The 9744-nt window shown below is 69.7% G+C and carries 9 protein-coding genes; 3 read left to right on the top strand and 6 right to left on the bottom strand.

Features of this window, described 5'->3' with window-relative positions; all coding sequences use genetic code 11:
* Positions 1-127: 127 nt before the first annotated feature.
* Positions 128-793, top strand: a complete 666-nt coding sequence (locus tag AB0898_RS28415; protein WP_366805871.1) for a hypothetical protein — start codon at positions 128-130, stop codon at positions 791-793.
* A gap of 99 nt (positions 794-892) precedes the next feature.
* Here AB0898_RS28415 and AB0898_RS28420 read toward each other — a convergent pair whose 3' ends face one another.
* The 5 genes from AB0898_RS28420 to AB0898_RS28440 form a co-directional block, all read right to left on the bottom strand.
* The gene (locus tag AB0898_RS28420; RefSeq protein WP_366805872.1) at positions 893-1228 is read right to left on the bottom strand and encodes an antibiotic biosynthesis monooxygenase; all 336 of its coding nucleotides are present in this window, start codon (positions 1226-1228) and stop codon (positions 893-895) included.
* A gap of 72 nt (positions 1229-1300) precedes the next feature.
* Positions 1301-3970: an alanine--tRNA ligase gene (gene alaS / locus AB0898_RS28425; RefSeq protein ID WP_366805873.1), complete on the bottom strand. Its 2670-nt coding sequence runs from the start codon at positions 3968-3970 to the stop codon at positions 1301-1303.
* A 16-nt stretch (positions 3971-3986) separates the two neighbouring features.
* A complete protein-coding gene (locus AB0898_RS28430) occupies positions 3987-4553 on the bottom strand; it encodes a GNAT family N-acetyltransferase (RefSeq protein ID WP_366805874.1) in 567 nt (188 codons plus the stop codon).
* Positions 4550-5602, bottom strand: a complete 1053-nt coding sequence (gene tsaD, locus AB0898_RS28435) for a tRNA (adenosine(37)-N6)-threonylcarbamoyltransferase complex transferase subunit TsaD (protein WP_366805875.1) — start codon at positions 5600-5602, stop codon at positions 4550-4552. Before tsaD ends, AB0898_RS28430 begins: the two co-directional genes overlap by 4 nt.
* A gap of 116 nt (positions 5603-5718) precedes the next feature.
* Positions 5719-6159, bottom strand: a complete 441-nt coding sequence (locus AB0898_RS28440; RefSeq protein ID WP_366805876.1) for a transcriptional repressor — start codon at positions 6157-6159, stop codon at positions 5719-5721.
* A gap of 140 nt (positions 6160-6299) precedes the next feature.
* Here AB0898_RS28440 and AB0898_RS28445 point away from each other — a divergent pair, with 140 nt between their 5' ends.
* Both AB0898_RS28445 and AB0898_RS28450 read left to right on the top strand, forming a co-directional pair.
* On the top strand, positions 6300-6941 hold the full coding sequence (locus tag AB0898_RS28445) for a superoxide dismutase (RefSeq protein WP_366805877.1): 642 nt from the start codon (positions 6300-6302) through the stop codon (positions 6939-6941).
* A gap of 188 nt (positions 6942-7129) precedes the next feature.
* Positions 7130-7780 (top strand): superoxide dismutase, encoded by a 651-nt coding sequence (locus tag AB0898_RS28450; RefSeq protein ID WP_366805878.1) that lies wholly within the window; start codon positions 7130-7132, stop codon positions 7778-7780.
* Between the two features lie 162 nt (positions 7781-7942).
* Here the strand turns inward: AB0898_RS28450 and AB0898_RS28455 are convergent, their stop codons facing one another.
* Positions 7943-9295: a YibE/F family protein gene (locus AB0898_RS28455; RefSeq protein ID WP_366805879.1), complete on the bottom strand. Its 1353-nt coding sequence runs from the start codon at positions 9293-9295 to the stop codon at positions 7943-7945.
* Positions 9296-9744 lie beyond the last annotated feature (449 nt).

Below are 9744 nucleotides of genomic sequence, written 5' to 3' on the forward strand. Positions count from 1 at the left end.
TGTTGCGCCGGCATCTGTTTGATGGCCGTGTGCAGGAGCTCGCTCCTACACGAGTACACCGGTGAAGCCAAATGCCAGAACCTGTGGATCCTGACATCTTCGAACCTCGGAGGGTGGGAGCGCTGGCATGACCCAAGTACACGGATGTGAAGAACTCGTCGGCCAGATCACGGCGGAAGAGTGGAGGACCGGGCGACTGGGAGCACTTCGTGCCTGGCTTTTGACCACCAAGAGCAGGGCAGTCGCGGAGCGCGTCGCCGAGCTGTATCAGGGAGAGACGGCGCGTGCGGCTTCCGGGGGAGACCTCCAAGCTCGGAAGCTCCGCGCAGAGAGTATCGCGGTGATCGTTGCCAATAAGACTCGGGTGAGGCGTCGGTTGACTCTCCAAAACGAACGAGGTCTCGTCCATGCGTGCAACGGCTCGAGGTTCCTTCCTCCGATGCCAGACGAGGGGGAGGTTTGTGGGTGCCCCGATGACCCCTTTGAACGCAAGGCGGCAGCGAGGTCTGGGGCGGGACCCAGGCCTGATGGTCGGCTCGTCTTCTGTCTAGCGGCAGCTCCGGAGCTTGGTGAGTTCTCGTTCAAGTCATCGACATGGCAGTTTTACGAATCGCTGGAGTCGGCGTCTCGCGAGGTGGAGCGAACTGACGGACCGGTACAGATGGAGTTGGTCCTTCGGGAGCAGCGCTTGGCGACCAGGTCGGGTCTGGATGTCTCCTTTACGTATCCGGAGGTGCATTCCGCGCAATGCCTCCCGGCGGCAAAGGTGACTGACCTATGGCTGACCGCCTGATAGACAAGGTGATTCGAAAGAAACGGCCTAACCGTGGGGCACCGTGCGCCGACGGCCTCGCGCTGGTGTGACGGTAACCGACGTCGTCGATGCCTCCGATCAGCTCCTGGAATGGTGGGAGGCCACCCGGAACAGCCGGGGCTGGACGTCGGTGGCGATGGTTGCCGCCTTGTCCATGTGGACCCTGGCCTCGGGGTTGGCCAGCATGTCGCGGTAGTGCTTCTCACTCTCCCACTGGGCGTAGTTGATGACGCGCTCGCCGTCCTCGGAGACGTGGAAGTTGGCGCAGATGAAGCCGGGCTGATGCTTCATGGTCTCCTCGGTGGCGTCCGCGAGGAGCGCGGCGAGCTCCGCCTGGCGCTCCCGGGGGACGGTGAAGACGTTGATGAGGGTGGTCACCGGACGCGTGGAGTCGATACGTGCCGTAACAGTCATGGGGTCATGCCTCCCCTTACGCGCCAGGTGTGCCGCCGGTGCTCGCCCGCATTCCCACTTTTGGACCCGAGGTCATCGGCGTGAGGCCGAGGTGTCCGCCACGGCGGCCCGTACGGCACCGAGCGTCTCCGTCAACCGGCCGGCGGGCAGGCCGCCGCCCTGGGCCAGGTCGGACGAGCCGCCGCCCTTGCCGTTCAGCAGCCGCTTCACCAGTGTGGCCGCGTTGTGTCCGGCGGTCCTGGCGGCCCGGTTGACCGCCGTCACCACGACCGCCCGGCCATCGGATTCCGCGCCGATCGCCACCACGCCGGGCCGCTCGGCGGGCAGGGTCTCGCGTACGGCGTTCGCCAGTGTCCTGGCCCCGTCCGGTCCGTCGTCGGTCGTGGCGGTCACGACCAGAACGCCGTTCGCGTCCTCGGCCCCGGCGGCCAGAGTCGCCGCACGGGCTCGCGTGGCCTGCTCCCTCAGCCGTTGGTTCTCGCGGTCGGCCGCCTTGAGCCGGTCCACCAACCCCGCGACGCGCTCGGGCAGTTCGGCGCGAGGCGCCTGGAGTTGCTCGGCCACGCGAGCGGCGAGGTCGCGTTCGCGGGCCAGATGACCGAAGCCCTCGATGCCGACGGCGGCCTCCAGACGCCGCATCCCCGACCCCACCGAGGACTCCGACGTCAGCGCGATCACACCGATTTGCGACGCGTGCTCCACATGGGTGCCGCCGCACAGCTCGCGCGACCAGGCGCCGCCGATCTCGACGACACGTACCTTGTCGCCGTACGTCTCGTCGAACAGGGCCAGCGCGCCGAGTTCCTTGGCCTCCGGCAGCGTCATCCACCGTACGCCGACGGGCAGATCGCGGCGCAGGGCCTGGTTCGCCGTCTCCTCGATCTCGCCGCGGGCGGCGGGGGAGAGGCCGCCGCGCCACGGGAAGTCGAGGCGGAGATGGCCGGGGCGGTTGTACGAGCCGGACTGCAGGGCGGTGGAGCCGAGGATCTGACGCACGGCCGCGTGCAGGACATGGGTGCCGGAGTGGGCCTGGCGGGCCCCGAGCCGCCACTCGGGGTCCACGGCCGCGTGCACGGCGTCGCCCACCGCCAACTCGCCTGCTGATACCCGCACTTGATGCACGACCAGCCCCGGCAGCGGACGTTGCACGTCCAGCACGTCGGCGTCCACCGACGCCCCCGACAGGCGCCCTGCGTCCGCTGCCTGCCCGCCCGACTCGGCGTAGAACGGGGTACGGTCCAGCACGACGCCGACGATCTCGCCCTCGCGTGCCACCGGAACCGGCCCGGACGGCGCCAGCAGGGCGACGACGCGGGAGTCGGTGGTCAGGGTGTCCCAGGCGCGCCAGTCGGTCGGGCCGTTCTCGTCCAGTACGGCGCGCAGGGCGGTGGTGTCCGTCGTGCCGCCGGACTTGCGGGCGCGGGCGTCTGCGCGGGCCCGCTCCCGCTGTTCGCGCATGAGTGCGGTGAAGCCCTCGCGGTCGACCTCGACGCCCTGTTCGGCGGCCATCTCCAGGGTGAGGTCGATGGGGAAGCCGTAGGTGTCGTGCAGCAGGAACGCCTGCGCTCCGGGCAGTCGGCGGACGCCCGCCCGCTTGGCCTCGGCCACCGCCGTGTCCAGCACCGCCGTACCCTGCCGCAGGGTCGCCCGGAACGCCTCCTCCTCGCCCGCCGCCTGGTCCGCGATCCGCTCGTACGCCTCGGCCACCTCCGGGTAGCTGGGCGCCATGCAGTCGCGGGCGACGGCGAGCAGCGCCACCAACACGGGCTGCTCATAACCGAGTTGACGCATGGAGCGGACGGCCCGGCGCAGGATGCGACGCAGGACGTAGCCCCGGCCCTCGTTTCCGGGGGTGGTGCCGTCGGCGAGCAGCATCAGCGCGGTGCGGACGTGATCGGCGACCACGCGCAGCCGCACGTCGGCCGCCGCGTCCGCGCCGTAGCGGACCCCGGCGAGCTGCGCCGCGCGGTCCAGGATCGGGCGCGTCTCGTCGATCTCGTACAGGTTGTCGACGCCCTGGAGCAGGGTGGCCATGCGCTCCAGGCCCATGCCGGTGTCGATGTTGCGGCGGGGGAGTTCGCCGAGGATCGGATACCCCGTCTTCCCGGCGCCCTCGCCGCGCTCGTACTGCATGAAGACGAGGTTCCAGAACTCCATGTACCGGTCCTCGTCGACCGCCGGGCCGCCTTGCGGGCCGAAGGCGGGGCCGCGGTCGTAGTACAGCTCCGAGCAGGGTCCGCACGGTCCCGGTACGCCCATGGACCAGAAGTTGTCCTCGTCGCCGCGCGCTACGATCCGCTCGTCGGGCAGTCCGGCGACGCGGCGCCACAGGGCGCGGGACTCGTCGTCGGTGTGGTGCACGGTGACCCAGATCCGCTCCGGGTCCAGACCGTAGCCGCCCTCGGCGACCGGGGTGGTGGACAGCTCCCAGGCGAAGGTGATGGCCTCCTCCTTGAAATAGTCGCCGAAGGAGAAGTTGCCGTTCATCTGGAAGAAGGAGCCGTGCCGGGTGGTGCGCCCGACCTCCTCGATGTCCAGCGTGCGCACGCACTTCTGCACGCTCGTCGCCCGTGGCCAGGGGGCTTGCACCTCACCGGTCAGATACGGCTTGAAGGGGACCATGCCCGCGTTGACGAACAGCAGCGTCGGGTCGGGGGTCGGCAGCGGGGCGCTGGGTACGACGGTGTGGCCGCGCTCGGCGAAGAAGTCGAGGAAGCGGCGGCGGATCTCGGCGGTGCGCAAGGAGGGCTCCGGATGACTACAGGGGTTGGACGGCCAGATGCCGGGCGGGGTGTCGGGGTCCGAGGAAGACCACGGCTCCCTGGCCGTCGGGGGAGGGGTGGGTGGCCTGCTGCCAGCCCTGGTGGCGGTAGAAGGACAGGGCACGGAGTGAACGCTGTGAGGTGAGCAGCCAGGTTCGGCCCTCGGGAGCGTCCTGTGTGACGGCGCAGAGAAGGCCGGCGCCGAGTCCGGTGCCCTGCGCCGCCGGGCGCAGGGCCAGCTCGTCGATCTCACGCGCGCCGCACAGCCAGGAACTGGCCCGTTCGGCACCCAGAGCGGCGGCGGCCTGCGGGTAACAGCGGTCGGTGGGGAAGGGGGACGGGGTGGTCCAGGCGGTCGCGAAGCCGATCACCCGGCGTCCTTCGAGGGCGAGCGCGGCGGTGAAGCCCGGACGCTCCACGTTCGTGACGAGCCGGGCCACGAACGCGTCCGCCTGAGCCTCGTCCTCGCCCCAGGGCGCGGCGCCGAACGCGTCGGCGTAGACGGAACGCAGCTCCGCGCTCCGAGCCGGCAACTCGGACCCGCCACACACCTGGATGCTCATCGACGCGCCCCTGTCAGGGCCGCACCCGGATGCAGTGCCGCGTACTCCAGCGGAGCCGACGGGTCGATCGACACGTCCAGCGGCGCCGGCCGCGCCCCTGCCCGTACGAGGAGGTCGCCGACGGCGGCGATCATCGCGCCGTTGTCCGTGCACAGCCGCAGCGGCGGCACGCGCAGCTCGATCCCGGCCGCCCGGCAGCGCTCCTCCGCGAGCGCGCGCACGCGCGAGTTGGCGGCGACCCCGCCCACCACGACCAGCGTGCCGACGCCGTGCTCGGCACACGCCGCGACCGCCTTGCGGGTCAGGACGTCGGCGACGGCCTCCTGGAGCGAGGCCGCCCCGTCGGCCACCGGAAGCTCACGGCCCGCGTGGCTCTCCGCCCAGCGCGCGGCCGCCGTCTTGAGCCCGGAGAAGGAGAAGTCGTACGAGCCGGGCAGCGGGCGCGGGAAGGCCACGGCACGGGGATCGCCGGTGCGGGCCACCCGGTCGATGGCCGGACCACCGGGGTACGGCAGCCCGAAGACACGGGCGACCTTGTCGAAGCACTCGCCCGCCGCGTCGTCCAGGGTGTCCCCCAGGTGCAGGATCGGGTCGCGCGCCAGGTCGCGTACGAGGAGGAGCGAGGTGTGGCCGCCCGAGACGATCAGCACCATGCAGGGGTTCGGCAACGGACCGTGCTCCAGGGTGTCGGCGGCGACGTGCCCGGCGAGATGGTGCACCCCGTGGAGGGGAACCCCGAGCGCGTACGCGATGCCCTTCGCCCCGGCCAGGCCCACCTGAAGGGCACCGGACAGCCCTGGACCCGTGGTGACCGCGACCGCGCCGATGTCGCCCAGCTCCAGCCCGGCCTCGTCCAGCGCCTGCCGGACGACCGCCCGCAGTGAGTGGAGGTGGGCGCGGGAGGCGATCTCCGGCACGACGCCTCCGTAGCGGGCGTGCTCGTCCATGCTCGATGCCACCGCGTGACCCAGCAGCCGCCCCTCCTGGACGAGGCCGGCGCCGGTCTCGTCGCACGACGACTCGATTCCGAGCACGATCGGAGAACCCACGTCCGGTCCTTTCTGCACAACATGAGCTATTGCAAGTAGTGTGCAATAAGTTCAGGCCGGGTGTGAACCCGAACGCCGGTGAGCGCCGGCTCACGCAGGAGAAGGCGGCCCGCCCGTCAGTCGCCGCACCTCGCGCAGATCCCGTAGACCAGGAGCGAGCCCGACGAGTCGGGCAGCAGCCCACTGCGCTCCGCAGCCTCCGTCAGGTGCGGGATGACCAAACCGTCGACGTGGCCGCACCGCCGGCACACGCTGTGGTGGTGCGGGTCCCCGCTGAAGCCGTAGCGCGTCGGTCCGGGGCCGTGCACCGCGTGCGCCAGGCCGGCGGCGGTCAACAGCTCCAGGTTCCGGTAGGCCGTCGTGGGATGGATCGGCGTTCCGGAGCGGGTCAGCTCCGCGCAGACCTCCAAGGGCGTGACGTGGCGGCCCGAATCGAGGAGCAGGGCCAGGACTCGCATACGGCCGGAGGTACAGCGCAGTTCGCTGCGATGCAGCAGACGGCGGGGTTCCGGATCGGCCGCTGCGTCGTCGTGCCGTGACTGCGAGACCTTGCTCACCGTGCTGCCTTTCCGGGGGCGGTCGTGGGTGATGGCGACAGGGCCTCAGGTCCTAGGACTAACGCCGTATCAGACGGGCACTTTGTCGCTGGTAACGTGCAACTGCACATCATTCGCAATTATGTCGGAGGACGTTGGCCATGGCGGTGTACACGCTCCCGGAGCTCCCGTACGACTATTCCGCGCTCGCTCCGGTGATCAGCCCCGAGATCATCGAGCTGCACCACGACAAGCACCACGCGGCTTACGTCAAGGGCGCGAACGACACCCTGGAGCAGCTCGCGGAGGCGCGGGACAAGGAGACCTGGGGCTCGATCAACGGCCTGGAGAAGAACCTGGCCTTCCATCTGTCGGGCCACATCCTGCACTCGATCTACTGGCACAACATGACGGGCGAGGGCGGCGGCGAGCCGCTCGCGCAGGACGGCGTCGGCGACCTCGCGGACGCGATAACCGAGTCCTTCGGCTCGTTCCAGAACTTCAAGACCCAGCTCACGAAGGCGTCCGCGACGACGCAGGGCTCGGGCTGGGGCGTGCTGGCCTACGAGCCGCTCAGCGGCCGCCTCATAGTCGAGCAGATCTACGACCACCAGGGCAATGTCGGCCAGGGCTCCACTCCGATCCTGGTCTTCGACGCCTGGGAGCACGCCTTCTACCTTCAGTACAAGAACCAGAAGGTGGACTTCATCGAGGCCATGTGGCAGGTCGTCAACTGGCAGGACGTCGCCAAGCGCTACGCCGCCGCCAAGGAGCGCGGCGACAGCCTGCTCCTCGCTCCGTGACCGGGTAGCGCACCCTGATCGTCCCGCCTCGTGATCGTCTTCTCACCCTTCACGCGGGCGGGCGCACGGCGGGCGGCAGTGCCTTCACGACACGTGGGGTGCTGCCGCCCGTATTCGGCGTCCTGTCCGGTTACTGCTGTTAGCGTGCATTTGCATACCACTGGCAATAACGTCGGAGGACGTTCGCAATGGCGCTGTACACGCTTCCGGAACTGCCGTACGACTACTCGGCTCTCGCTCCGGTGATCAGCCCCGAGATCATCGAGTTGCATCACGACAAGCACCACGCGGCCTATGTGAAGGGTGCGAACACGGCGGTGGATCAGCTCGCCGAGGCGCGCGAGATGGACTCGTGGGGTTGCACCAACGGTCTGGAGAAAAACCTCGCCTTCAACCTCTCCGGGCACGTCCTGCACAGCATCTACTGGCAGAACATGACCGCCCCGCACGACGGCGGCGGCGAGCCGCTCGCGCAGGACGGCCTGGGTGAGCTCGCGGACGCCATCGCCGAGTCCTTCGGCTCCTTCGCCGGGTTCAAGACCCAGCTGTCCAAGGCCGCCGGCACCACCCAGGGGTCCGGCTGGGGCGTACTGGCCTACGAGCCGCTCAGCGGCCGCCTGATCGTCGAGCAGATCTATGACCACCAGGGCAACGTCGGCCAGGGCTCGACCCCGATCCTGGTCTTCGACGCCTGGGAGCACGCCTTCTACCTCCAGTACAAGAACCAGAAGGTCGACTTCATCGAGGCCATGTGGCAGGTCGTCAACTGGCAGGACGTCCTGACGCGCTACCACGCGGCCAAAGAGCGCGGCGACGCCATGCTGCTGCCGCAGCACTGACGGCGCGGCGCGCACAAGTGTCCTGCTCGTGATCGTCTTCTCACCCGACACCGGCAGGCGGATCGGAATGGGCCGCGCGGAGGATCCCGATCCTCCGCGCGGCCCATTCCGCCGGAAGACCGGATGTTCGTGCCGCGGGGAGCCTTGCCCAGACGGCGGGGCTCAATGCCTTCGCCAGCGCCCGCCATGGTCCGCGGCCCCTGCCGTGGCCAGCGCCGGCGGTTCCGCCCGAGGGCCCTTTCTGTCCGCCGACACCACCAGTGCGGCGAGGAGCGTGGTGACCGGCACCGACGCCACCAGACCGATCGACCCGACCAGGGTACGTACGATCTCCTCGGCGACAAGTTCGCTGTTGGCGACCGTACCGACACCGCTCCGCGCGATCGAGAAGAGCAGCAGTAGTGGCAGCGCGGCGCCCGCGTAAGCGAGGACGAGGGTGTTGACCACGGAGGCGATGTGGTCGCGGCCGATGCGGATGGCCGCCCGGTACAGCCCTCGCCAGCCCATGGTGGGGTTGGCCTCGTGCAGTTCCCAGACGGCCGAGGTCTGGGTCACCGTCACGTCGTCCAGGACGCCGAGCGAGCCGATGATGACGCCGGCCAGCAGGAGTCCGCTCATGCCGATCGACGGATACAGGCCGTGAATCAGGCTGGTGTTGTCGTCCGTGTTGCCGGTGAGTGCGGCCCAGTCGATGAACTCCGAGCCGAGGGCGCCGATCAGGGAGAGGGAGATCAGTGTGCCCAGGACCGCCACCGATGTGCGGGCGGACAGGCCGTGGCACATGTACAGGGCGATCAGCATGATGGCGCTCGATCCGACCACGGCCACGAGCAGCGGGTTCGCCCCCTGCAGGATCGCGGGCAGGACGAAGAAGTTCAGCACCAGGAAGCTGATGGCCAGCGCTACGAGCGCCATCACCCCGCGCAGTCGGCCCACCAGCACCACGGCGAGCGCGAAAACGCCGGCCAACAGGCCCACGGGGAATCGGCGGTTGATGTCGGTGACCGAGTACTGCAGCCCTTCGGGTGCCGAGGGCTCGTAGGCGACCACGACCTCCTCGCCCTGACGGAGCTGCCGCGACTGGTCGGGCTGCACGACCTCGGTGAAGGTACGGCCTTTGTGTGTGCCGGTGTCGACCCGGATCGTGGCGACGTGGCAGGTGCCGTTCGCCTCCTGCACCGCGGAGTAGCCCTCGGCGGTGGAGGTGTCGCCCGTCGGGGTCTCGCCGGAGGCGTTCACCGACTTGCAGCTCACCTTGACGAGTTTGGCGACCGTGGCCTGCTGTGTCTGGAGGTCGAAGCCGACTCCGGTGTGACGGTGGGAGGGGGAACCGCTGTCCGGCCACAGTACGACGAGACCCACCGCGACGGCTGCGGCGAAGGGGACCAGGATCGCCGCGATGACGCGGCGAAGGTGCCGGGAGACAGGGGCGGCGGCCCTGTGGGTGTGACTGTGGTCGTGACCCGGCCCGGCTGTTGCGGGGCCGTGCTTTGGATCGCACCCGGAGCCCCTCATCGCGCGCCCCCGGCGGCGTGGCGAGGCCGCGCCTGTGACGGAAGGACGCGGCGCCCGGGGTGACCGTCGCTCTCGATCACGGGCTGGTGGCCCCTTACGTGCCGGTCGGCGGCGGTGCGCCGTTCGGTGGCTGCGATGTCCCCTTCCCTGCGGTTGTCCATGCCTCTTCCGGCGTTGGTCATGAGCCCACATCGGTTCACTGCCAAGGGCATGGCCAAATCCCATCCTGCGGAGAGGTAAAGAAATGCCTGCGGCCCTCCCGGGCCGCGTCGTAGTGGAACTACGCTCCTGCCGCCTCCGACGGCGGGAGCGGCCCCGGTCGCCGTTCCCGCACCGCACGCCGTCAGGGTGACGCAGAACCACAAGGCGCTGACCGACCCCGACCGGCAGACCTTCCACACCACCGGCAAGGCCGGCCAGAAGGTCCCCACCACCCATCTGTGCGCCAC

Source organism: Streptomyces sp. NPDC005435 (genome assembly GCF_040703155.1).
Lineage (GTDB): Bacteria > Actinomycetota > Actinomycetes > Streptomycetales > Streptomycetaceae > Streptomyces.

What these genes read in the sequence shown, in the direction of transcription:
- AB0898_RS28420 (WP_366805872.1), bottom strand. Translation starts at nt 1,228, where the DNA reads ATGACTGTTACGGCACGTATCGACTCCACGCGTCCGGTGACCACCCTC.
- AB0898_RS28415 (WP_366805871.1), top strand. Translation starts at nt 128, where the DNA reads ATGACCCAAGTACACGGATGTGAAGAACTCGTCGGCCAGATCACGGCG.
- AB0898_RS28445 (WP_366805877.1), top strand. Translation starts at nt 6,300, where the DNA reads ATGGCGGTGTACACGCTCCCGGAGCTCCCGTACGACTATTCCGCGCTC.
- AB0898_RS28450 (WP_366805878.1), top strand. Translation starts at nt 7,130, where the DNA reads ATGGCGCTGTACACGCTTCCGGAACTGCCGTACGACTACTCGGCTCTC.
- AB0898_RS28430 (WP_366805874.1), bottom strand. Translation starts at nt 4,553, where the DNA reads ATGAGCATCCAGGTGTGTGGCGGGTCCGAGTTGCCGGCTCGGAGCGCG.
- AB0898_RS28455 (WP_366805879.1), bottom strand. Translation starts at nt 9,295, where the DNA reads ATGAGGGGCTCCGGGTGCGATCCAAAGCACGGCCCCGCAACAGCCGGG.